The organism is Rhodoligotrophos defluvii (assembly GCF_005281615.1).
GTDB lineage: Bacteria > Pseudomonadota > Alphaproteobacteria > Rhizobiales > Im1 > Rhodoligotrophos > Rhodoligotrophos defluvii.
In genome coordinates, this window is sequence record NZ_SZZM01000008.1 from 145,589 (window position 1) to 169,626 (window position 24,038).

At 56.7% G+C, this 24,038-nt stretch carries 18 protein-coding genes and 3 pseudogenes; 10 read left to right on the plus strand and 11 right to left on the minus strand.

What is annotated here, in order from left to right; genetic code table 11:
- Positions 1-164: 164 nt before the first annotated feature.
- Positions 165-995 carry a DUF1206 domain-containing protein gene (locus E4P09_RS24370; RefSeq protein ID WP_239025355.1) on the plus strand — a complete coding sequence of 277 codons (831 nt, stop codon included), beginning with the start codon at positions 165-167 and terminating at the stop codon, positions 993-995.
- A gap of 20 nt (positions 996-1,015) precedes the next feature.
- Positions 1,016-1,579, plus strand: a complete 564-nt coding sequence (locus tag E4P09_RS24375) for an HD domain-containing protein (RefSeq protein ID WP_137392258.1) — start codon at positions 1,016-1,018, stop codon at positions 1,577-1,579.
- A 3-nt stretch (positions 1,580-1,582) separates the two neighbouring features.
- Here the strand turns inward: E4P09_RS24375 and E4P09_RS24380 are convergent, their stop codons facing one another.
- The 5 genes from E4P09_RS24380 to E4P09_RS24400 form a co-directional block, all read right to left on the minus strand.
- A complete protein-coding gene (locus E4P09_RS24380; RefSeq protein ID WP_137392259.1) occupies positions 1,583-1,975 on the minus strand; it encodes a low affinity iron permease family protein in 393 nt (130 codons plus the stop codon).
- A 543-nt stretch (positions 1,976-2,518) separates the two neighbouring features.
- Entirely contained in the window at positions 2,519-2,860 is a 342-nt protein-coding gene (locus E4P09_RS24385; protein WP_137392260.1) for a hypothetical protein, read from the minus strand.
- Between the two features lie 182 nt (positions 2,861-3,042).
- Entirely contained in the window at positions 3,043-4,134 is a 1,092-nt protein-coding gene (locus tag E4P09_RS24390) for a tyrosine-type recombinase/integrase (RefSeq protein WP_170984623.1), read from the minus strand.
- Positions 4,118-4,378 (minus strand): hypothetical protein, encoded by a 261-nt coding sequence (locus E4P09_RS24395; RefSeq protein ID WP_137392262.1) that lies wholly within the window; start codon positions 4,376-4,378, stop codon positions 4,118-4,120. The genes E4P09_RS24390 and E4P09_RS24395 overlap by 17 nt, the downstream gene beginning before the upstream one ends.
- Before the next feature lie 209 nt (positions 4,379-4,587).
- Complete coding sequence (locus E4P09_RS24400) at positions 4,588-4,959, minus strand: helix-turn-helix domain-containing protein (protein ID WP_137392263.1); 372 nt, start codon at positions 4,957-4,959, stop codon at positions 4,588-4,590.
- 875 nt (positions 4,960-5,834) lie between these two features.
- Here E4P09_RS24400 and E4P09_RS24405 point away from each other — a divergent pair.
- A complete protein-coding gene (locus E4P09_RS24405; protein ID WP_137392264.1) occupies positions 5,835-6,176 on the plus strand; it encodes a TraR/DksA family transcriptional regulator in 342 nt (113 codons plus the stop codon).
- A 1,148-nt stretch (positions 6,177-7,324) separates the two neighbouring features.
- On the opposite strand, the gene E4P09_RS24410 is transcribed toward E4P09_RS24405, so the two are convergent.
- From E4P09_RS24410 to E4P09_RS26745, 3 genes and pseudogenes are all read right to left on the minus strand, one after another.
- Positions 7,325-7,732 carry a hypothetical protein gene (locus E4P09_RS24410; protein WP_137392265.1) on the minus strand — a complete coding sequence of 136 codons (408 nt, stop codon included), beginning with the start codon at positions 7,730-7,732 and terminating at the stop codon, positions 7,325-7,327.
- A 206-nt stretch (positions 7,733-7,938) separates the two neighbouring features.
- Positions 7,939-9,555, minus strand: a pseudogene (locus E4P09_RS26930) (TRAP transporter large permease).
- 52 nt (positions 9,556-9,607) lie between these two features.
- Positions 9,608-9,772, minus strand: a pseudogene (locus E4P09_RS26745) (hypothetical protein); the annotation flags it as partial.
- A gap of 451 nt (positions 9,773-10,223) precedes the next feature.
- Here E4P09_RS26745 and E4P09_RS24420 point away from each other — a divergent pair.
- The gene (locus tag E4P09_RS24420) at positions 10,224-10,940 is read left to right on the plus strand and encodes an O-methyltransferase (RefSeq protein WP_137392266.1); all 717 of its coding nucleotides are present in this window, start codon (positions 10,224-10,226) and stop codon (positions 10,938-10,940) included.
- A 52-nt stretch (positions 10,941-10,992) separates the two neighbouring features.
- Here E4P09_RS24420 and E4P09_RS24425 read toward each other — a convergent pair whose 3' ends face one another.
- A complete protein-coding gene (locus E4P09_RS24425) occupies positions 10,993-12,285 on the minus strand; it encodes a lipopolysaccharide biosynthesis protein (protein ID WP_239025362.1) in 1,293 nt (430 codons plus the stop codon).
- A gap of 375 nt (positions 12,286-12,660) precedes the next feature.
- A pseudogene (locus E4P09_RS24430) lies at positions 12,661-13,389 on the minus strand (transposase); the annotation flags it as partial.
- Positions 13,390-13,854: 465 nt separating this feature from the next.
- Between E4P09_RS24430 and E4P09_RS24435 the strand changes: the two are divergent.
- The 6 genes from E4P09_RS24435 (at position 13,855) to E4P09_RS24460 (ending at position 22,319) form a co-directional block, all read left to right on the plus strand.
- On the plus strand, positions 13,855-14,985 hold the full coding sequence (locus tag E4P09_RS24435) for a glycosyltransferase family 4 protein (protein ID WP_137392268.1): 1,131 nt from the start codon (positions 13,855-13,857) through the stop codon (positions 14,983-14,985).
- A gap of 264 nt (positions 14,986-15,249) precedes the next feature.
- Positions 15,250-16,566 (plus strand): O-antigen polymerase, encoded by a 1,317-nt coding sequence (locus E4P09_RS24440; protein ID WP_205042290.1) that lies wholly within the window; start codon positions 15,250-15,252, stop codon positions 16,564-16,566.
- Positions 16,563-17,804 carry a polysaccharide pyruvyl transferase family protein gene (locus E4P09_RS24445; protein ID WP_170984625.1) on the plus strand — a complete coding sequence of 414 codons (1,242 nt, stop codon included), beginning with the start codon at positions 16,563-16,565 and terminating at the stop codon, positions 17,802-17,804. The genes E4P09_RS24440 and E4P09_RS24445 overlap by 4 nt, the downstream gene beginning before the upstream one ends.
- 9 nt (positions 17,805-17,813) lie before the next feature.
- On the plus strand, positions 17,814-18,995 hold the full coding sequence (locus E4P09_RS24450; RefSeq protein ID WP_137392271.1) for a GumK N-terminal domain-containing glycosyltransferase: 1,182 nt from the start codon (positions 17,814-17,816) through the stop codon (positions 18,993-18,995).
- A 578-nt stretch (positions 18,996-19,573) separates the two neighbouring features.
- On the plus strand, positions 19,574-21,088 hold the full coding sequence (locus tag E4P09_RS24455) for a right-handed parallel beta-helix repeat-containing protein (RefSeq protein ID WP_137392272.1): 1,515 nt from the start codon (positions 19,574-19,576) through the stop codon (positions 21,086-21,088).
- A 127-nt stretch (positions 21,089-21,215) separates the two neighbouring features.
- Positions 21,216-22,319, plus strand: coding sequence for a glycosyltransferase family 4 protein (locus tag E4P09_RS24460; protein ID WP_137392273.1), 1,104 nt, complete (start codon positions 21,216-21,218; stop codon positions 22,317-22,319).
- 21 nt (positions 22,320-22,340) lie between these two features.
- Here E4P09_RS24460 and E4P09_RS24465 read toward each other — a convergent pair whose 3' ends face one another.
- Positions 22,341-23,768: a mannose-1-phosphate guanylyltransferase/mannose-6-phosphate isomerase gene (locus tag E4P09_RS24465; protein WP_137392274.1), complete on the minus strand. Its 1,428-nt coding sequence runs from the start codon at positions 23,766-23,768 to the stop codon at positions 22,341-22,343.
- Between the last annotated feature and the right edge of the window lie 270 nt (positions 23,769-24,038).

Below are 24,038 nucleotides of genomic sequence, written 5' to 3' on the forward strand. Positions count from 1 at the left end.
GCCGCGAGGCCCCTCAAACGCAACCCAGCCGGGTTTATTCCGGGCGTGTGAAAAATTCGGATCGGCTGTGGTCCGGGGCGCGCGCAGCCCGTGCCGATCTGCATGCATCGCCGGAACGCCGCGCCTGTCCGGGTTGTTGTTCATCCGGTAGCGGAGATCTGGATATGAGCAACAGATTCGAAGCACTGGCACGTTGGGGTTATGCCGCCCGCGGGGTCGTTTATTTGCTCCTGGGCGCGCTGGCCCTTTCATCGGTGTTTTGGGGTGGTGGGCAAAAGCCGAGTTCCGAGGGTGCCTTTACCACGCTGCTCGGACAGCCATTCGGCCGCATTCTGCTGGCGGCTGTCGCTATCGGCCTTGTGGGCCATGTGCTGTGGCGTCTGGCTGTGGCGCTGTTGAATGCCGACCGCCACGATGGCGATGCCAAGGGCTATCTCGCGCGTGCAGGCAACCTGGCGGGCGGAGTGATCAACGCTTTCCTCGCCTTTCTCGCAGGTCGCCTCGCGCTGGGCGCCGGCGGTGGAAGCGGCGGCGGGTCACAAGGCGAGGACAGCATCGCGGCCTGGCTGATGCAGCAGCCTTTCGGACCATGGCTCGTGGGACTCGTGGGCGTCGTCATCATCATTGCCGGCATCGTCCAGGTCTGGCGCGGCATCTCTGGCCAATATCGAAAGCGGGTCAGGCTACCGGCTCAGCACGAAGCGTTGCTGAGCGCGGTCTGCAGTTTCGGGCTGGCCGCCCGGGGCGTCCTGATCGCAGTCGCAGGCGGCTTCTTTGTGTATGCGGCTTTCGCCGTGGATGCCGAGCAGGCCGGAGGCGTGACCGACGCGCTCGACTGGGTGCATCAGCTGCCGTTCGGCATCTGGCTATACGGCTTGGCTGCCTTGGGCTTGGTCGCGTTCGGCGCCTATAGCTTCATCGAGGCCCGCTATCGCGAAGTGAACGCGCCGAGAACCGAGGATGTGAAACGTGCCGCTGGACGCGCGGTCAGCTAGTCTTCAATGACGGAGGAGCCATGAGCAGCCTGGAAGAGCGCGCTCTAGAGTTTGCAGCTGCCGCGCACGGCTCCATAAACCAGACGCGGAAATATACGGGCGAGCCTTACATCGTGCATCCTATCGCCGTGGCGGAGATCGTGCGCAGCGTGCCGCACACGGAAGCGATGATCGCGGCGGCGCTGCTGCACGACGTGGTCGAGGACACGCCGGTGACCATCGAGGAGATCGAGCGGGCCTTCGGGCCGGAGGTGGCGGCGCTGGTGGACTGGCTGACCGACGTTTCCCGGCCGCAGCACGGCAACCGCAGGACAAGGAAGCACCTCGACCTGCTGCATACGGCAAAGGCGCCGCCCGAGGCCAAGACCATCAAGCTTGCGGATCTGATCGACAATACCCGCACCATTGCAAAGCACGATCCGGGGTTCTGGACGGTGTATCGCCGTGAGAAGCAAGCCTTGCTCGAGGTGTTGAAGGAAGGCGACCCCACCCTGTGGCGCCGCGCTGCGCGGCTTGCCGAAGAAAACGCGCCCGAGGGCGCGGCCAAGTCCCAAGGGCGCGGGTTTTCGGCCAGCGCCCGGTGAGCGTCAGACGTGCTGCACCTCATCGACCCTTCGGGCCGCATGAGCCTGGGCAGCGCGCTCGCATCGCTTGCGGAATTCCTCCACCTCCTCCTCGCTCAGATGCTCGATGCCGATGAACATGTTGTCGCCCGCGCCTGAGCGAATGATCTCGTCCAGCTTGGCCTGAATGGCCGCGCCGTCGCGGTTCTGCGTGTTCTGAATGAGGAAGACCATCAGGAAGGTCACGATGGTCGTGCTGGTGTTGATGATGAGCTGCCAGGTATCGGAAAAGCCCATGAGCGGCCCCGTCAGGGCCCAAGCAATGATGGCGAGGCAGCAGATGATGAAGGTGAGCGGCTTTCCCGCTGCCGTCGCGACGGTATTGGCGATCGCCGCGAAGTGTTGACTGAGCTTCATCTCGTTGTCTCGGCGGCCACCGCCCCCAAACGGCAACACGTCCTAACGCCTCCTTTCACCACTGCCTGCCGGTGCGTTGGCCGCGCTCCAGCGGCACCGGTGCGCCCGAGAGCGCACGACGATAACCCCGCCGCCCCGTGACAGGTTCCCGGCTGCGGGCGGCGTGCGCTGCCAGTGGTGCGAGGCACGCAAAGGGCCGCCATCGAACAAGAAGGCGAGAGCCGATGGTCGGCTCAGCGGGCGTCGTTCTTCCGGTTTCGGGCCTGTTTCACGAGCCACTCCGCGACGAGATAAAGGGCGATGCCAAAGCAGAATGCGAGAAAGTCATACAGCATGTCTCCTCCTGGTGATGCGCTGACGTCCTTGCGCATGCACGAAGCGTGCCTTTTTCAGCCGGGAGGAGCGGTGGAGCGCCACGCGGAACGCTTGCGGCGGGATTTGAGGTGCCTGGCGGATCGCGATGCGGCGCTGCGATCTCAACGAGACGGCAATGAATGAGGTGCAAGGGCGAGCTCTGGTCAGCTCGCCCTCATTCTGATCGCGTCAGTACGGCCTCACAGCAATGGTCGGCCCGCCGGGAATGCCGATTGTCCACCACGGGGTGCGGTACCAGTAGCCGCCATAGTAGTGGGTATAGCCTGGCCTTTTGTAGCGATAGCGCGGGCCGAAGCGCTCGCGGCTGTAAACGACCTTGCGCTTGGTGACCACCTTGCCGTTCTTGTACCGCTTCTTGACCACGACCTTCTTCTGCGCGACCGGCTGCACCAGGGCTTGCTGGTGAGCGGAGACGGCTGCCGGGCCGGCCGCGATCGCAGCAGCCGACGCGCTACCGCCGAGCGCCATGAGCGATCCGCTGACCGCCAAAGCCAATAGAGCACGTTTCATCGTCAATTTCCTCACTGATTTCCTGTGGAGAGATGACTGCCCATGCAAATTAAACCAGTGCACTTCGCTGCGGTTTCCAGCAAAACCAGTAACGGATCTGTGAAGTCTGCCCGCGAAGCCAATCCGTTGCGGGGTCGTCTGTTTAAACCAGTCACGCGGGTAGGCTTAACGACTTCCCAGGTCTACTGGCCGGGTGAGATTGGGGCCGCTGCCATTTGGCAGGGAAGCTCAGGCGCCGCAGGGGCTTCATAGCTCGCTGCCAGGGCTTTCTCCAGCTTGGCCGCGGCCACCATGGCAATGGGCCGGGTGCGGGCGGAGTAGGTGTCGAGGATATGTTGCACCGTGTTGAGGCTGTGGCCGGTGATGGTGGCGATCTCCTGCGGGGATGCCCCTTGCTCGCTGAGCAATGTGACGGTGGTGCCGCGCAGGTCGTGAAAATGAAGGTCGGTTATGCCGGCGCGGCGGCTTGCGGCGCGCCAGCTGTGGCGGAAGTGATCGGCTCTCCAGGGATTGCCGCGTTTTGTGGTGAGGATGTGCGCTCCACGCCGTGGCGTCGTGCTCAGGATGCGGGCGAGCGCCTCGCTGACCGGGATTTCGACCCGGCGGCCGCTTTTGCCCTGGCGAAGGCGGATGAGCGAACCGTCATAATCAATCCACTTGAGCTTCAGGAGATCGCCCTGACGCTGGCCGGTATAGAGGGCAAGCCACAGGGCGAGTTGCACTTCGGCCGGGGCCACCTTGAGGAAGCTCGCGACATGTTCGGGCAGCCAGATGCGATCGGACCGGTCGGCCTTGTAGAGGCGCTTGCCGTTGCGGGCATGATTGGCGGCAATCCGGCCCCGGTCGTATCCCCACTGCAGAATGAGGCCGAGCACGGTGAGCGCATAATCGGCCGTGCGCTTGGAGCGTTGGGCGATGCGGTCGCGCCAGGCGAGGAAATCGCCGCGGATGCGGTGGTCGCTGATCACCTCCAAGGGAGCGTCGCCGAACTCGTCTTCGATGAGCCGAATCATCTGGCGGTAGCTGGCCTGGGTTTTGGGGGCTTTCTCGGTGAAGCTGCTGCTGGCCATGTAGTCCGCGAGCAGAGCCTTCATGCTGCCGGCGCGCGGCTGCTTGCGCCGGCGCTCCGCCTCGGCGATTTCCGCCAGGAATTCCGGGCTGCCGGGGCTGGCATAGAGGCGGGTGCCGCTGAGGCGATGGTAGTAGTAGGTCCTGACGGTACCATCGGCAAGCTTGCGGCGAATGGTGTTGATGCCGCTAAGACGGAGACGCATGGTGGCTGTTCTTCCAATCGGTATAGGGATCATCGCTGGTGATGGCGGACAGGCCCGAGAGCCGGTCGAGCGCGCGGTCGAGCAGGCGGCGATCCCAGCGGCGGCCGGCCAGGGTTGGCTCGGGATAGAGGCCTTGGTTGCGGGCCTTGTCGAAGCCCTGGGGCGACAGGCCGACATAGGCTGCGGCCTCTTCCCGGGTGAGCCCACGGCGATGGATGAGCGGCACGTCGTTCCGGCGCAGCATTGGCGTGGGTGTCCCTGCCATAAGGTCGTAGGTAGATCCTGAACTCGTGTTGTTGTACAACTTTTCTAGTTGTCACGTCAACGAGGAAGCTTGTGAGGGGATGCGGTTTGCGAGACCAAGCGCTCGTCCCAGCGTTCAGTCTGGCAACAATGGCTGGGTAGAAGGACGGGAGACATTCGGCCGTAGGTGCAGCTGAAATGGTTGCTGCGTCAGCCCCTTGATCCTGATTCTCTGCCGGGCTCCGTCTCGTCCTCAGGCGCCATGCGAATCTGCGATAGCTCAAAATTCGCATAGCTAATGAGCCTGCGCTTGATTTCCTCCGGTGCGGTGCTGAGGCGCTGGAAAACCTCAGCAAGCTGTTCATCGAGCAGCTGGGTGGGCGGGCTGTAATTCGGATCGATTTCGTGGACCCGTACTCCCAAGGCGCTCGCCAATGCAGGCAATTCCTTGGTGGTCTCGTTCCTGCCCGTTTCCAGATGAGAGATCATCTGCTGCGTCAGGCCGGACTTCTGAGCGAGTTCCATCTGGCTCATGTTAGCCGCTCTGCGCAAGCGCTTGATGTTTTCGCCAACCACTCCCATGCCGTTGGTCGTATCAGGAAAGTTGTGGAAATGCCAACAAGTATGCTAGTAGTGAGGCGTCGCGAAAGGGGGAGTTCGAGCCGCGCGGCGGCTGGCCCAGCTAGATCTTGACGCTGAAGCTGCACGCGATGTATCGCAAGCACTGGTGGCCTCCGGCGGTTGCCCGATCGGTGGAGCATCGGCGGGTGGGATCTGCGAGGGTTGCGAGGGTTTGCGAGGGTTTGACTAAACCCTCGCGGGGCTAATCCGACTTTGAAATCAACGCGTTGCGGGCGCGTTGCGAGGGTTGCGAGGGTTTTCCCGCGCGTACGCATATGAATCGCATATATGCGTATCGGTGTAAGCTCATTTGAATTTTTTCATACGTGTATAGGGCTAAACCCTCGCAACCCTCGCAAGAGAAGAGTAAGATATTGAAATACAAAAGAAATCTGCTTTGCGAGGGTTTGGTCAAACCCTCGCAAAGGCTCGCAAAGCCTCGCATAGCCAGATGGCACTCGGATAGAGTGGACCGGGCCGGATACCAGGAAGAGGTTGCGAGTTGGAGCAAGGCATGATGGCGCGCACATGGGCCGGAGGAGCTGGCTGGGTGCTGGTGAGGGAGCCGAACGGAAGACCGTCCCGTGCCGTGCAGGATAACCCGTGACCAGGATGCAATCGGTCTGCAAGTGCTGCGAGGTGATGGTGGGCCACGCGGACTTGCTGCTGACCGCGGCCCCTTCGGGCTTGACGCAGGAGGCCAAATACGTCAGAAATTCATGCTTAGATTAGTGCGACTGCAGCGAGCCCCTCCGGTCCTTCCCGCGAGGGGTTTTGTTTTTCGGCAGGCCGCCCGGAAGCTTTACCCAGGCGCATTATAGCCGTAGCTGAGGTTCATGGAACCGGAACCGAAAAAGCTGGAAGCCCAGTTTCGCCCGCAGATCGAGCAGGAGCAACTCGAACTTGCGCGCCGGTCGGAAGACACCAGCGGGGATCGCCGTCCGGTAGAGCTCGACCAGCAGTCAGTGGGCCGCCTGTCGCGCATGGACGCGCTGCAGGTGCAAGCGATGGCGAACGCCGTGGATCAGCGGCGCAGGGCGCGGCTCGTTCTGCTGGAGCGGGCTCTGCGCCGAATGGATGACGGCGAATACGGTTACTGCACCGGGTGCGGCGAATTCATCGGGATGAGGCGGCTGGCGGTCGATCCGGCGACGCCGAAGTGCATTCGTTGTGCCTGATTGGGTTGCTCGGACCGAGCGATTGGACTGGACACATAGCGGCCGATCGAGGGTCACACTCTGTTCTTGACACGCTGCGGAAAAAATTTGACATTGCTGCGAAGAATGCGCGTGATGCGCGCGTGACAGCCCCTCGGGAGAGATCCGCGAGGGGCTTCGTGTTTTCAGGGTGAGATGCCAACCGGGGCCTCGTTGAGATGGCCCCATATGCCTCACCCGGCGAGTACTCGGCTAAGGGGATTTGCCAAGACATAAGGCGCCTCCTTGCTGGTAATGTCGACAAGTGGCAGACTGAAGCGGCTCAAACGTTTGGTGCCGGGGATGGTGCGCAAGCGCGGATGGTGGACGATGCCGGCGAGCCGGCACGCGGGGCGCGCGCTGGTGTGGCGCGGGTGTCTGAGGCGTGTTTGCCTTCTCGGCGGCGGCCGGACACAAGATCTTGTGGAAGCTGGAGTTATGAGGCAGAGAAGTGTCCCAGATGGTGTCCCAGTAAGAATCGCATGTGGGACAGCAAAGATGCAGCAATATCAACGCGGTGTCCCACTGTCCCAGATGTCCCACTGGGATCGCGTACAGGCGCGTGCACGCGCGCATACACACGTAACATCATGTGGGACATGTAGGACATGTGGGACACCTGTTTGATTTTAAAAGAAAATTACTGTCCCACACAAGCAACGGACGTGGGACAGCGTGGGACACCACTAATAGGTTGTGAATAGGAGTGGCATTTCGGGCGAGTGCTCTGACGTAGGGCGTTGACGACCAACTGCACATGAGTTAATCGCGTATTGAGGGCGACCTCGGTCCCTGCAGCCAAGCGCAAACCGAGATCCGGATCCAGCAAGCCAGCTGGGATCACGCTCGGCGAAGCGTTGTCTCCATGCATCCCGGATAGCCAGCTATTAACACGCTTGCGGCTCCGGGTAGCGAACACAAGAATGGCCGGCACAAGGGAGGGGCCATGCAAATCGCTGGAGCCTTTCGCGCCGGGACCGGCGGGGCAGCAGCGGATTTTTCGCCGCGAAATTCCGCGGATTTATTTTTTTGAACGCCCGAGCGATGGCCGGCAGCGGCACCGAGCGGCTGGTGGCCAGCTGCTGGGCGGGAAGGGCCAGAGGCTTTCTAGTCCGGCGAGCGTTTGAGCTTCAGGCCTCGGAATGCGCTTCGCGATCTGGCGTCCAGGGATCCCATCGCTTGTGAGATGAAGAATAGTAATCCACCTGACCTAGCTCTGAGATCCGATAGACACCGTAGCCGCTAATCGTGAATTTGATATGGTCTCGCCCGAAGGACAGATCCGTCACGAGAGGGTGGCCAACCAAAACATCCTTGGCGACCTCAGTCGGCAGGCGCAATTTTTCCAGGCGGTATAGAAAACGCCTGATGATCGTCTTGTCTGTATCACGGCTCTTGAGCGCCTCATCCAGCAGCTTGCGGACCGCCTCCACCTCTGACGGAAAGCCTTTTTCGGCTTGGAAAGCGACGATGCGGTCGACCAGCTCGGTCGGCAGCACGTAGACCCGCCTTTGTGTCTGTTCCTTGGATGGTGCCATCTCTATCACCATTAGAGTGGTGATTACGATTGACATGTCCTTGACACAAATTCAATTGCCACTACGGTTGCAATAACAATGTCAATCTCTTTTGCCAGCGGGTGAGGTTTGAGGCTGTCTCGCCGGCGAGTGGCTGGTCAGACCCTATCCGCGGGAATTCGCCGTTCTTTTGTCCAGCTGAAGGAGAAGCGGTTGTGCTTGATCTCTCACAGTTCGGGAAGTGGGGTGCGATTATGATCGCGTCGAGAACACGGAGAGGGCTCCTGCGGGGCAGGGGCCGAAGGCGGGTTTCCTCCGCATTTTCCACCTCGAATCAGAATGGTTGTACGGGGTGTCGGGGGTGGGAGAGCCGAAATGCGTGAGATTCGATCTGCGCCGGCGGCCACGCGGCGCGAATTTCTCGGCCGGACGCTTGGCCTGACGCTGGCCGGGGATGTGATCGGTGCGGGAGAAGCTGCTCGTGCGCAAACACCTGAGGAGGCGGTCCGGGAAAGCGCAAAGGCGTTCGCGTTCACACTCGGAAACGGTTTGGGCGGTGAGTGGGACGTGCACCTGGACCTTTCGCTTGGCCTGGTGGTGCTATCCAGAAGGATCGGTGACGTAAGTGATAGGTCGAATGTTGGACACCGCCGAATTGGGGGGTCTGTTAGGTCCCCGTAACACGATCTGTCGAACGGACCGCTCGCCCTTCCCAGATGTCTTGCTGGGCCTCCGCGGCAGTCGCGTCGAGCCCGATGGCTTGACGAGAGTTGCGGTGCTAGGCCAGCAGTCGCGGGATGGCGAGGCTCAGCTCGTGAAGATAGGTCACCAGCAGCACCACCGGCAACAGCATCAGGCGGAGGGCAAGGGGCGACGAACTGCCTGAGCTCCAGGCCGCTCACCCTGTTTGGCCACGAATAAGAGCGGCGCGCAGGGCGGGATGACATTGCCAAGGCCAGATTGGTGTCGACAATGCCGGCGAAGTGGACCGGATCGACACCGATGTTCGTGGCTACCGTGAGCAGAATGACCGCCGCCAGGATGCTTCCCGAGACATCGTCGATGAACATGCCCATGATCAGGAGCACGATGGTGATCATGAACAGGAGGACGTAATAGTTCTCGGAGATGGACAACAGACCGGAGGCAATCGTCCCCGGAACTTTTCCATGGACAGAAGCTTGCCGAACGCCAGCAGAAAGATAAGGATGGCGATGACGCTCGCGCAGATTGCCCCGCCCTCGATGAAGGCCCTGCTCATGCAAGCGAAGGTGAGCGTGCGATAGACGAAAAAGCCGACGAGCAGTCCGTAGGTCAGCCAGACGGCCGCCGCTTCCGTGGGCGTAAAAGCGCCGGAATAGATGCCGCCGAGCATGAGAACCGGCATGAACAGCGCGGGACCGCTGACGAGGACGGTGGCCCAAGGACCGGCTCTGGGTTGTCGCTGCCCTTGGCAAATCGACCTTGTGGCGGATCGCGAAGCGATGGTTCATTAAGACATAGATCAGGCCGATGACCAGACCGGGACCCACGGTCGCGAGGAAACAGGTCGGCACCGGCAGACCCGCCTTTAGGGCGAACACGATCATGGGGATGCTGGGCGGAATGAGCAAGGCGAGCACGGACGAGCAGGCGACCAGCGCCGTCACGTAACCCGGCTCGTAGCCAGCCTGCTTCATTCTCGGCATCATCACGCTGCCGATCGCGGCAATGGCCGCCGCACCGCTTCCCGAGATCGCTCCAAACAGCATGCACGATACCACAGCCACGGCGCCGAGGCTGCCGCGCACACGCCCGACCACGCGCTCGACAAAGGCGACGAGATGGTCGGAGATCTCCGGCATAGCGCATGACGGTGCCGGCGATGATGAACAGCGGCAGCGCGAGCAGCGCAAAGCTGCCGGTTTCCCAAAGGGCGGTCGGCAGGATCAGCTCCAGGTTCCTGCCCGACAGCAGAGCGAACGCGATGCTCGCGCCGGCAAACGAGAACGCGATCGGAAACCCGATGAGGATCAGCACCACCAACAGAGCGGCCGCGAGCGCCGCGGCAATGCCTGTCATGGCTCGCTTCTCGGAACGGGGTGGACGGTACGCAGCGCGAAGGCACAAGCGGAAAGCAGAAAGCCGATATTGAAGCTGGCCACCCAGAACAGGGTCGGTAGTCGCAGGAACGTGCTCTTGCGCCCGACGGAAAGGATGAATCCGGTGTATTTTAGCGAGAGTAGAAGAAATAGGCGCGGGAAGGTGGGTGGGGAACTAGCTGCTCGATTGCGCGATAGATTTGCATGGACCACACCCTGAAACCCAGCGGAGTGGCTCCATAGCCACATTCTCCAACAGTAAAATGGTGCCGCCTCGTCGAGCAGTTCCCGCTGAGCTTTAGAGTTGGCGCCTCGGTTAGGCCTCCCTCTTTCCTTCGTGCTCTGGGGCGGGGCGTCGATTTTCATCTTCCCTGCAAACTGCAACTGCGTTAAGCTATCGCAACTCATGTAGATACGTAGGTTGAGATAATATGCTCAAAGCAACAGACGTCATAAAGCAACTGGTCAGAGCGATCCCGGGGCTTGGGCTCATAGGAACTAGGCCGGCTCAAGAGGTGATTTATCAAAATTTGTTTATGAGAGATCTTGAAAATATTGGGATAAGGGATGAATTTTATCCCGTGGGGTATGCAGCCAATTATAGTCTTATGTATTTGATATTGAGAATTTACCGAGAGAACGCAGTCAAGCGAGTGGTTGAGCTGGGGGCTGGTCAGTCAACCCTCCTCCTGGACGCTTTATCTAACGCACTGTACGAGGCCAACATAATAACTATAGAGCATGATCGGAGCTGGGCGGAGAAAATGAGAACTCTCGTAAGGCACAAGGTGTATTGCGCTCCTTTGAAGAGATTTTCAGACAAGATCGGCACCTACACAGGATATGATTTTTCTTCAATAGACTTTCCTGACCAGATCGACTTTCTCTTAATTGATGGCCCGATCTCTGGGCCTTCTGAATTGAAGTTTTCGAGGCATGGAGCGATGGAAATAATTGATCGCTTGGATTCTGAAGGATTCGCAATTGTTATAGACGATGCCGAACGGATGGGAGAAGCAATTTTGGCAAGAAGGGTGTGCGATCATCTTTCCTCAAGGGGCGTAAAATTCCACGTGCGACACGTGTATTCTTCAAAAAAGCAAATCGTTATCGCATCTGGTCGGATGTCGTCTGTCGCGTTTTATTAAGTGCTGGGGAGAGCTGTCGCTACTGAGCTGCGAATTGCAGCAGTAGACTTGATTAGGTGTGCCTGATAGGTCTCGACCTGCGCGCTTTTATCAAAACTGAAGAGATGAGGACGCAATTGCCTAATGCGCTTACGATGCTGAATACAGCTACTGTGTATACATCACTCCCGAGTGCAAACACACCCAGTGCAAGCGAAAAGAGCCGCCCGGCGACAATCCCAATCTCATACAGAAGCAGAAAGCGCTGAAGTCCCAGTACTGGCATGGCCTTTACGGCTGGTCCATTTACGAAGGAGAAGAAGGCCATAATGGCCATCCAACGAGCATATTCACCGGCCTCTGCCCATTCACCTCCAAAAACGAGAGAGAATAGGGTAGGTCCAAATAGTGCCACTAGGCCGAATGGGGCAAGTCCAATAACGGCTAGAGCTAGGGTGGCTAGGGCGACAAGCCTAAAGCCGTCTTCGCCCCGCTGCATTCCTTGATGGAAGCGAGGATAGAAGGCATCACTCACCGACTTTGTGATCAATTGGGTCGGGCCGTCGAGAACAGTCCGGCACAACGTGTAAAATCCAGCGGCCGCTGTCCCGAATGAAGCCGCCAAGACTAATATCGGCAGGTTTCGGGAGACGGAGTTGATGAACTCTTGTGGAGCTCTAAAGAGTGGAAAGTCGCGAAATTTGATTGCTAGTTCTTTCAAAGATGTTGGGCTGGAGTCGAAGGCATTCGTTCGCCTGCCGGCCTTATGTCCGATAGTCAAAAGTGCAGCTTGAAAGGCGATCCCAAAGGACGCGATCACAATAAGAGCGGACGCGCGAGGAAAAATCAGCCCTACACCCGCGCGGGTGATATTGATGATAAGGGAAGAGGCAACCGCGACATGCGCGTTCAACTTGAATGTTTTACTTCTAATTGAGTATTGCGTGGAAGCTTGAAGCCAGCCGGAAAAAAATATCGTGACTGGCAGTAAGATCAAAAAATCAGCAATTTCATTAATGTTAAAGTATGAGGATATTTCAGCCTTTGCGTAAAAGACCGGTAGAAAAAAAGCCGCGCTTATGAGCAAAGAAGTGATCAGGGAAAGGCGAAATAGTTGTCTTGCTTCATTGTTATCGCTAGCTAGGACAATGGCTATTGGATAAGTTAGCGCGGATAGGCTCGAAAGATTGGAAACAAGGGTTGTGAAAGTACCGAGAACGCCGAATGCCTCTGGCCCGTATAGACGGGTTATCATTGGCGAGAAGCCAATCGCGATCAGCTGTGCTGCGGCCGTGCCAGTTGCGATCACGCCGACATTGCGAACGAACGGCTTTTTGGTGAGTGATGTCAGCTTACTTAGAAACATCACGGTCGAAAGTCACTCCGGTTGATCTGGCGAAATGTCGTTATACCGAATAGCGCCACACCAGTGGATGAGCATTGTGCCTCAGGCTAGCCGTAGAGCCCATTAATTTGGTTTGACGTCAGTTTTGTGGCTGACCTGCCCCTGAAGTTTCATCCGGTGGCGATTAGAGCCCCTGGCCAGTGGTTGCCCGCTCCCCGATGCGCCCTCGGCTGGCGCTAGAGTTTTCCGGCCTCGATCAGCAACACAGCTGGCCGTGTGTGCTGAATACATGAGCGCTGCCGGGACGTGGTTCCCGATCGCGCCGTGTTAGCCGTTGTTCATTATAGCCTCTGCTAGACCTCCAACTTTTCGCGGCCGCGTCCGCTAGGCTCAAGAGCCGCGGTGGCTGAACCTGGCGTCTAGCGCCGTCGCGTAGCGCGAGAACATGTCGACTACCGTCAGGACCCGTATCTTGCGGCCCGACGCGAGCTGGTCGTCGACGAAGTCCATGGTCCAGACATCGTTCGGACCGACAGTCTTGGCCCGGTTATCGCGCAGCTTCGCCTTCACCCGCTGCGGCCTCTTGTTCCTAAGCTGCATCCCCAATTCCTTGTAAATCCTGTAGGTCTTCTTCTGATTGATCGCCCGTCCCTCCCGCTGCAGCAGGACGTGCACGCGCCAGTACCGAAGCGCGCGCGGCTGGCAAATCTCCTTGATCCCCTGTTCCAGAGCGGCCTGACCGGGCCAGCGCGACTTGTGCCGATACGTCTTCGGGTCAAACCGGATCGCGCACAGGCACGGCGGATGGAGATGGCCCACTCGGGCGCAGCGCGTTGCAGCGCTCTCTTCCGGCCAGGCCTCAGACCTTTCGCTTGAATACGGCCTACAGCATCTCCCCGTCGAGCGTCCGGTCCGCCACGATCTTCTTCAGTCGAGCATTCTTCCTGCTCCAGCTGGCGCAGCCGCTTCATCTCCGAACGCATCAATGCTGGAATACGTCTTCCAATTGAAGTAAGTTGGTTGGCTGATTCCTGCCTTCGGGCAGATCTCCGCCACCGGGGTCCCGTCCTCACCCTGCTTGATGATGAACGCCTCCTGCGCGTCCGTGAACTGCAATGCCTTTATCGCTTCCACTCTCTCTCCAAGCCAAGAATCGCGCGGAAACTTCAATCCGATTCGAGGGCAATTAGCTGTAGCAGACCACAGACTCCAAGTCGTGTTCAACATGTTGCCGACTGCCAACCTGCTGCGACCCCAGTGCGTCCACCTTCTTCCCGACAACTTGCGTCCCCGCCAGAACCATATTCTACCCTTTAACTGACTGAGTCTCGAGCCTCGGCTCTCAGTGGAGATCTGGACTTAGCTCACCTCAGTTGGTACGACACGCGGGCGGCAGTGAGGTGTCTATATGGCACATTTGGAGAAGCTTGGGATTGGCCTCGCGGCTAGAGGGCCGGTTATCCGTTAAGTTTGTCCAGCTGTCGGGGCAACTTTAGATATGGTGCGCCTTTTACCCATGAATTCGCTTGTGCAGCAAAATGTCGCGAGATGGTGGTGGGCTGCCTCGACTCACTGGGTTTGGGAGATCGCATGAAAGTCGCTATTGTGCATGATTGGCTAGTTGTAAATGGGGGAGCGGAGAAAGTTTTATCAGAGCTCATCGAAATATACCCCTCCGCAGACCTTTTCTCCACAGTGTTCTTTCTCGATGAGAAAGATCGAGGTTTTCTCAAAGGGATCACCCCGCGAACAACATTCATACAGCGACTTCCAAATGCGCGGAGGGGCTATAGGAATTACATTGCGCTAATGCCGATTGCCATCGAACAGCTAGACATGTCTGGCTACGATCTCGTGATAAGCTCGTCCTATGCAGTTGCAAAAGGGGTAATTACTGGGCCTAATCAGCTGCATGTTTCATATGTCCACAGCTCAGCGCGATATGCATGGGACCTACAAAGTAGTTATTTGCGCGAGGCAAATCTGGAAAGGGGAATTCGGAGCGCCCTTGCCCGTTGGATGTTGCACAAATTTCGTATTTGGGATGTGAGGACTGCCCATGGTGTGGACCATTACATCGCGAATTCGAAGTTTGTCGCTCGGCGTTTGAAGAAGACCTACGGTGTATCTGCGGAAGTTATACATCCTCCAGTTGATCTAGCGAAGTTCACGCCGCTCGGCCAAAAGGAGAAGTTCTATCTCGCGGCCTCTCGTCTGGTTCCCTATAAAAGAATACCTCTCATTGCAGAGGCATTCTCGTCAATGCCGGATCGGCAGCTTGTGATCATTGGTGACGGCCCAGATATGGATGCGGTTCGGGCCAAGTCCCAGGGGAATGTTCGCGTACTAGGCTACCAACCTGACGACGTTCTCCGAGACTTCATGCGAAAAGCGAAGGCTTTTGTGTTCGCAGCTGAAGAAGATTTCGGAATAATGCCGCTGGAGGCGCAGGCATGTGCGACGCCCGTTATCGCTTACGGGAGGGGTGGCGCTTTGGAAACCGTCGTGGCTGGAAAAACAGGCATCCTGTTTCCGAATCAGAGCGTAGAGGAAATAAGGAGAGCGGTCGAAGAATTCGAACACAAGGGGGTTTCAGCCTCAACCGAAGAGTTCAGGCAGCACGTTGAGCGCTTCAGTCGTGCCTCCTTTCGGGAAAATATAAAGGCCAGCATCGATAGGGCATTCTCCTTGATCGACAGCCCAGGTATGAACAGAACCTGAGGGCTAACCCGGATGGAGCTGCCTGTGATAGGCACTCGGTCGAATTTTTGCCGCTTTTGAATGACACACCCTAGGCAAAGATTCAGGACTAATCAACAAATTGCGCAGGGATGCGGACTTATGGGAATCCCGCCGGATGAGCAAATCACCCAGAGAGCGGAGCGGAACTCTGCTCGGAAGCCGATGGGTTCTTGACGGCAGGGGTTCGGGGGTGCTTACCTCAAATCGCCCCCCCGCAATGGTTCACTTCATGAAGCCGCGATAGTGATGGAATGGACCCAGTCACCGGATCAGTCTAGTGCGGCGATTGCGCGTACGCCCTGGTGGATAAATCCTTCAAGGCTCGTCCTCTTCTTCGTCCTTCCAATATATTTGTTGTGTGGCCTGCTTGGACAGCAGACGTTATTCCTGCAAGGGGTAAAAGACTATATAACATTAGGTATAATCTGCATAGGTGGGCTTTCGCTGCTTTGTTTCGCGGTGGGCGCGTGGGGCGGATCGCGCTTGCCGGCCAATGGAGTAGGACTTCAACGTATTCCTGCCTTTTTGCTTGATCAGGTAATAGTCGGATTTGGCGGAATAACGATAGCGGCGTACCTGGTGTTCTTTGCGCCAATACTTTGGAATATGGAGTTATTAGCTGAATTTCTCCGCGGATCGTCGTCCATAAGATTTCGTTATATCTTCAATCAGCTACCAGGTATAACATCCTTTGTTGGCCTTGGTAACCTATGTGTAGCATTGTATGCAGCTAGAATGATCTTTTATACTAAGCGGATCCCGATAGGGATACATGTTTTGATCATTTTCATGCTTCTGTGCGTCTTTTTGAGGGCGTTTCTGAATTCCGAGCGTCTAGCTTTAATCGAAGTGCTGTTTGCTTTGGCAATACCGTTTGTGTCGTTTAGGCATAAGTCGTCAGTTTTCAGATGGCTGGCGCCGTTTATTGGCCTTATTTTCCTGTTTCTGATGTTTTCAGTCTTTGAATATTTCAGGAGCTGGCAATTCTATAAGGATCGAGGCGATTACGGGCTGGCCGCTTACATGATATATCGGTTTCTGGCCTACTTCACGACGTCTATAAACAATGGCGCCGGTATGATGGAATTCTTTGCCCCACTTGGGTATCCCGCTCTCAGTGGTGCTTGGTTCTATAAGTTTCCTCTGTGGTCGCAGTTGGGTATTAAGCTGCCAACAGGCGCGCCCATCGAATTCTTTCTTGAGCAGTATGCTAATCCCGAATTTAACAATCCGGGTGGGATGTTTGTTTTGCTCGTGGACTTTGGTATGTTCTTTGGTTGTTTAGGCATGATTGTATGCGGGGTCATAGCGGGCAATCTGTTCAAGAGATTTCGGCGTGCTACCTTGCTGGGGGTCATCCTGTTTCCGTCTTGGCTCGCTGGCGTAAGCGATCTGTTTCGCGTGCTGTATTGGAGTGAAACTCGGGTTTTCCCAATTGTTGCCGGATCGCTAGTTGCTGTGTTTTGGATCAGGGCGTCGTTAGGAAAATTGCGACGATCCAAAGGGTCGCTACCAGATGTGAGTGGGGCGGAGACTTCTGTTGCACGAGCCCACTTTTGACTTTGCCTGCCGCCTCTAGAGAGATCCCTCGCGTGTGGACTGGTGGGAAAACCACGTACGTTGTTTTCGCAGTGCCGTTCAGTGAGAACTTGGGGGACGGCGTCATTTTTGAATGCCTTCGGAAGGCAATTTCCCAAATAGACAGCAGTGCCGTTGTCATTCCAGCTGACATTAGTGGGCGACAACGGTTTCCGTCGAAGAAGCGTGAGTCGATTGCTTTTGCCCGAGCGGCTCTTGCAAAGCTGCCTAGCAAGTTTCGGCCGTTGCTACCCCTAATCGTATTCGGATTAATAAGGCGCCGAGGTCTTGAGCGTCATCTATCACAACTGGCGGTGCAGGGAGATCTCGCGATTCTGGGCGGTGGACATCTTTTCTCTGATGCCAATTTGAATTTTCCAGTAAAGATTTCAATACTCGGGAGGGTTCTTAGACCGGCAAGGAGGCCGGTGGCCGTCTATTCAGTCGGCGTTTCGGAGGGGTGGAGCAAAATGGGTAAATGTCTCTTTATCAAAGCGCTCCAAGACCTAAAGCCTGTCCACATCTCTGTTAGAGATGAGGTATCCGCAAAGGCATTCAGCGGCCAAACAAAGCTCGCGACGCCGCGCATTACCTTAGACCCTGGCATTCTTTGCAGCCAATTTTTTCCCGTCGAGACGAGGGGCGGTGGTCTGGCGCCCGTTGGGATCAATGTGATAGGCACGGAGGCGTTAGTCTTAGACGCAAATTCCCCTCGGTGGGCTAAGAGCTTGGGTGCCTTGTTCTATTCGAGGCTAGGCAGAGGTCTGATAAATGTGGGGTTTCGTATCGTCTATTTTACCAACGGCGCGGAGGAGGATGAGCGCGAGCTTGATGCCTTAACATTGCATGACCCGAGCCTGTTTAGCCATTCTCAGGTTCATCGGGCACCGCGACCCGAGCGGCCACTTGAGCTTATGCAGAGAATTGCAGGTCTGAGGGCGCTGATTTCCCATAGATTGCATGCCAATATCATCGCTTATTCCTATGGTGTCCCAAGCATAGGATTAGCTTGGGATCAAAAGGTGGAATCATTTTTTTCGCTAGTTGGCCGCGAGAGGTACCTTGTTCCCCGTGGCGCACAGTCGCCTGATTACGTGGTGAACCTTCTCAAAGGAGCTGTCGATGAAGGAGTTAGTCCGCTCGACCGCCGAAGAGTCATAGATAAAGCGTTCAATGACGTAGTTTCTCTAATAGCGGTATTAAAGAATGCTGGGCGGTGAACTTACAGCATGCAGCACGAAACCACAATGATTGGCCGGCCGACATTGCTGGTACTATCCAATCACGTCTATTCCGCAGCCGGTCGGAAGGCGAGCGTCCATTTCATAGCTGATGAGTTTCTTCGCCGTGGCTTTGAGGTACGATTTGTGACTGTGGGTGCAAGCTGGGTTACTCGGTTAAAGCGCTTCGGCCGCTATGAGACGCTGCGCAGTACGCCGTCTAATAAATGGCTGAGTCAGTCGGATTGTTTATACAGCTACCTCCACTATTCTGGCCTTGGGCCAGTCAACATGCGAAGCGGGATCCTTAATTGGCTGACAGAGCCTCTTTTTGTTCGATTTGGAGCAAGTTTGCTAGAAGACGTGAATCAGCACCTCGCTCGTGCTACGGTGGTGCTGATCGACAGCGGGTCAGCTGTTTGCTTTTTTGATTACGTGCGGAGCGTGAACAATGCGGCGTTGGTCGTGTACAATGCGGCCGACTTGTTGGGAGCTGTCGGAGTGCATCCGTCACTTCTCAGGTTGGAGAAAAAGGTCTTTGACAATGCGGATGTGGTTAGATTGGCAAGTGCCCAAATGGCGGCGACCATCCCTTCTTGTGGAAATCTAGTTTTCGCGCCACACGGCATAGACAAGGAACTTTTTGCGCGTCCTGTCCCAAATCCGTATCGGGGACATGGTCCCCACATCGTCTCGATCGGCAGTATGCTTTTCGATAGTGATGCGGTTCGTGCCGTTGCCAATGCGGCTTCGCACACAACAGTTCACGTGTTTGGAGCGCCGTGGAAGGGAAAGGTGCCTCCGAATGTAATCCTGTATGGCGAGCGTTCATTCAAAGAGATCGTCCCCTATCTTAAGTTTGCGGACGCAGGATTGGCTCCCTACAAAATAGGCAAGGGGCAAGAATATTTGGTTCAGTCGAGTCTAAAGATAAAGCAGTACACATTTTGCAGGTTGCCGATAATTGCTCCGGACACGATTGGCTGGCAGGAGAAGCATATCTGTAGTTACAGTCCTTCTGATTTGGGTACGTATTCGTTAGCGGTTTCCCGCGCATTGTCGATGGACCGCGGCGCAATCGACGTGTCTTCGGTGCCGGGGTGGTCGGATGTAGTAGACTCGATTCTAAATAGAGCCCCGCAAGAGAAGGTTAGCAGACTAGCGCTAATCGAGATGAGTAACCGTTCATGAGCGACGACATCAGATCGCGGCGAGATATAGTTGGCGGTTTCGGGATTGGGCTTGCCTCGAGCTTTTTTTCTCGCCCTTCGTCAGCGGCAGCGTCCCAGTCTGAGTATAATCGTCTGAATACTCAGTGTTTCCGGGTAAGCACGTTCAGTGAGATCGCGGGAACACGCATTCCCCCAAACTATTCAGTAGTTTGCACTGCGGGTTGGTCTGTAGTAGGGCGGGGTGGAGGCGTCTACGTTGAGGTGAGTGGAGGGGAGGTAAAGCGATATAGAGCGATTTCTCTCGATGGGCGCTGGTTTGAACTCGTCGACAACGTTGTTGCCCCGGAGCAATTCGGTGCGATCGGAGATGGAGTTTCAGATGACGCGCCGGCCTTCGCCGCGGCATTTGAATATTTGGTTCGAGGAGGAGGAGGGTGTTTGCATCTAGGAGCGCGGAACTACCTCTTCGGCAGGAAGCTAGTGTACCCGCCGAACGTTCACCTTCGAGGCCAAGGCATAAACGTCAGCATACTTCGTCTTGGTGCGGACACCGGACTTTTTGGTCGGCACGGATCTCGCCGGACGGGGTCTATTTCTATGTGCGATCTCAGCATCAGCGGTTATGCGGACCGCAACCCCGAGTTGGGCGACACCAAGTTGGTAGATGTAGGCCCGTTCGATAGCGCCATTTTTGACCGGATCGAGGTGTCATCTTCAAGAAACATGGCATTGGCGTGCGTGGCTAGGTATGGGACCGTATCGAACAGTCTGTTCTTTCGGAACTTGCGTGATGCCATAAATTTCACGGGCAGCTCACGATTTCATGCGGAGGGAAACGTGATTGAGGAATGTGGCGACGACGCCATCGCCTGTCATATCCCTCGTGGCACAATTGGCGTCTATGACAGTGAGGTTCGCATTGCAAACAATCACATTCGAAAAAGTTTTGGTATTAAGGTGTTGGGGGCTAGAAACGCGGCGATAGTCGGTAATACCCTGCGGTTGTGGTATGGATATGCGATTCATATCGGGAGTGATGCAAATTTTGAAGAAGGCCTGGCACCCAAATTTGGCGTTACTATATCAGGAAATTCTATAATTGATGGGATAAATTCGCTCCTTGTGGGGAACGTTGATAGAGGGGCGGCGATTTTTATTAGTGGGAGTCAGGGCCTTGGGCGCGGCGAAGATACGATCTCGGAATATGAGGATGACTCATTCTTCAAATATATCAACCGGGTTGGGGCTGAGGCAGGTGTTCCTCCTAGTGTAGGTATTATGATAATTGGAAACACAATGCTTCAGAACTGGGGAGACGGCGGCCAATTTTCCGAATACGGATTTGGCTTACTTTTCACCAATAAGGGATATGTGAATCCGCACATTCCAAGACGAGGGGGAGAGACGAGTGGGGTACACATAACAGCAGATACAATCTGTGTCAATTTGTCAAGTAATATAGCCACAGGATTCACTAAGGGGGTGAGTCTGTCTCCTTCCGCCAGATTGCAGGACTTCGCGATTTGCGGTAACAGTATAGTGCAATGCGAGAACGGAGTAGTTATCGATCCTCAATCAAGGAGACTAGGTGGAACGGTATTTTCGAGCGGGAATAATTACAATATTGATCCATTTCGAGTTTTGGCATCGCGAGTCCAAGATGGAAGCTGGAGTGAGCTTGGCGATAAGGAAGGCGTTGCTATACTAATCAGAGGGTTTGACGGCTTTTTCTCGCAAGGGGATTCGTTTCAGAACTGCAAGACAGTAATTCGATCAGGTGGGCGCGCTTCGGTCGTTGATGCGCGGTACATTTATGATTGGTCTGACGGATTCAAGGGCCTGGGTGAGCAGCCGAATCTCTTGAGCGGCCGCCATTTCTTTGCGGCGATGCCGATCGTAGGTGGCGATCAGCTCTCGTATAGTAGCTTTGACGACAGCGGATTTGTTCTTGGCGCAAATCAGATGCCTCAACGAGGATATTTTGTTGAGGGGCAGATGATTCGGAGCATAAATCGCGGTGAGGGTTCCAGGCGCGTGCTGGGGTGGCTTCGGCTTACAACGGGCGAAGCGCATCAACTCGGGGTTGATTGGGCGGTAATTTCAAGAGAGTAGAACACCAGAGGGGCCCCAATTTGACCGTATCGCCTATGGGCTATGAAGTGTGTGCTGGGCTGTCGCTGGTCGCTAGCTTACAGCAGGCGAGAATTGAGCGCAGCGATGATTACAGGGATGTTTGATAATGAAGTGGACCATCAATGGACGGTTCGCCGTTAAGCCTATCGTTGGTGTCACGCGATACGCTCGGGAGGTCGTCCTCGGCCTGGATCAGTTGGTTGGTGCTACTGGCCTCGACAGAAGTGGTTTGCAGCTCGAGATTGTTTTTCCTTCGGAGCCGGCTATTGCTCTGCAGTTGGAAAACATTCCTGCTCGCGTGGTTCCTGGACCACCTACATACATTTGGGAGCAGTGGAATTTACCCGCCAGCACGAAGGGGCCAATTCTCAGCTTGTGTAACGTGGGGCCAGTTAGACGCCGGGATCAAATAGTTTGTATTCATGGGATGAATACTGCAATTGCTCCTGGAGGCTACAGTTTGAGCTTCCGATTAGCGTACGAACCCGTGCGAAACCTAGTGGCGCGTCGCGCAGCTTTGATCACCACGGTTTCGGAGTTCTCCAAGCGACAGCTGAACGAATTCGGCGTGGCTTCCGAGCACAAAATTCACTTGGCTCCTTGCGGAAGCGATCATGTGAACCGATGGAGTCCAAGCCAATCCTCGCTCAATCCCGCGGACTTTCGAAAGCCTTACGTTTTCTGCTTGGTAACTCGAGGTGGCCATAAGAATGTTGCGCTTTTGCTTGACATAGCGGCCCCGCTGGCGAAGCACGGGATCGATATCGTTGTAGCGGGGGGGAACCGGGACTTACTTTCCATTGCAGGTACGCGCGGCGGCCTTCCAAGCAACATTCGTTACTTGGGATATGTGACTGATAACGATATAGCCTTTTTATTCTCGCACGCTCTGTGTTTTGCGTTTCCCTCGACTACAGAAGGTTTCGGAATTCCTCCATTGGAAGCTTTTCGTTTTGGATGTCCTGTAATAGCAGCAGAGGCTGGTAGCCTTCCGGAGGTCTTGGGGAGGGAAGCAGCATGGTTGCTGCCGCCCACCGAGTCGGATATATGGGCCGAAGCAATCATTCAGATTGCTGCTCATCCTGAGCTAGCACATTCACGTCAAGGCGCAGCGGCAAAGCGTGCAGCCGAATTTACTTGGGTACGCACCGCTGAAATCTATCTGGAGCTGATGAGAGCGATGTCCAACGGGAAAATAGTGGTGAGCTAATTAGCTAGAATTGTCTACAGGTTAGATCCGGCCGAATACATCCTCCAGCCGAACGATATCATCCTCGCCGAGATAGGAGCCGGTCTGCACCTCGATCAGCTCAAGCGGGATCTTGCCGGGATTGGCCAGGCGATGCACCCCGCTCAAGGGAATGTAGGTCGACTGGTTCTCGTGCACCTCGAAGACGCGGTCGTCGATGGTCACCTCGGCCGTTCCTTTCACCACCACCCAGTGCTCGGCGCGATGAAAGTGCTTCTGCAGGGAGAGGCGGGCCCCCGGCTCGACGACGATCTTCTTAACATGGAAGCGATCGCCGCGGCAGATGGTCTGGTAGGTTCCCCACGGGCGGTGCGCCTTGATGTGCTCGCTGGCGGCGTTATGCTGCTTTGCCTTCAGATCGGCGACCAGCGCCTTGACGTCCTGGGCCCGATCGGTGGGCATGACCAGCACCGCGTCCTCGGTGGCGACGATCGAGTAGCCGTCCAGGCCAATGGCCGAGACCAGCGGGCCGTCTGAATGGATGAAGCTGTTGCGGCTGTCGAGCAGGGCGACCGGCCCACGGCTGACATTGCCATCCTCGTCGGCGGGCGCAAGCTCGTACAGCGCGTCCCAGGCGCCGATGTCCGACCACTGGAACCGGCCGGCGACAACGGCCGCCTTATCGGTACGCTCCATAACCGCATAGTCGATGGACTTCGGTTTCGCTTCGCGGAAGGCCTTGTCATCGAGCCTGATGAAGCCGAGATCATCGGCAGCAAGCTCCACGGCTGCCTGCACGGCTTCGACCATTTCAGGCTCGAACCGGCGGGCTTCGGCAATCAGCAGCGCTGCAGGGAACAGAAAGTTGCCGGAATTCCAGAAATAGCCTTCCTCCACATAACGGCGGGCGGTCGCCTCATCCGGCTTTTCCACAAAGGCCTGGACAGCGAAGGCCCCGTCGGTTGCGAGTGGCGCGCCGGGGCGGATATAGCCATAGCCCGTCTCCGGCCCCTTAGGCTCGATGCCGAAGGTCACGATCCGCCCCTCGGCGGCCGCGGCCCCTGCTATGCGGCAGGTGGCCAGGAACTTTTCGCGCTCCAGCATCACATGGTCGGCGGCAACGGCGAGGACGAGGCAGTCCTCGCCATGAAGGCGTTGGGCAATGAGGGCGGCGGCGAGCAGGGCAGGGGCGGAATCGCGCCGCACCGGCTCGAGCACCACGGTTGGCTCGACGGCTACCTCATTCGCCTGCCGGCGGGCAAAGAAGCGGAAATCGTCCTGGGTGAGGACCACGGGGCGGGTAAAGAGCTGCGGGTCGGAGACCCTCAGCAATGTCTCCTGGTAGAGCGTTCTCTCGCTGCTCAGCGCCTGGAACTGCTTGGGTAGGCTGTCGCGGGAAACGGGCCACAGGCGGGTACCGGTGCCGCCGGCCAGAACGACCGGAACGATGAGAGAGCTTGCGACGTTCATCAGCGCTCCACTGGCCTCATCACACAAGACAGACCCAGACGGCTCTTCGCAACTGCAAAAATTCATACATGAGATCAGCTCCGGCCGATACCGGCATTTTTGCCGATGCACCGACCCGCTGCAAAGCTGGAATGGCGCCGACGCTCTCGTCAAGCTCCCGCAGCTTTACGCGTGATCCCAGGATTTGGTTTGCAGATCCCCGCCTAAGTCACTGATTTTCCATGCCCGCGTCCGGGTATTTTTGCGGGCAATGCGTTCAAATTGAGGCAA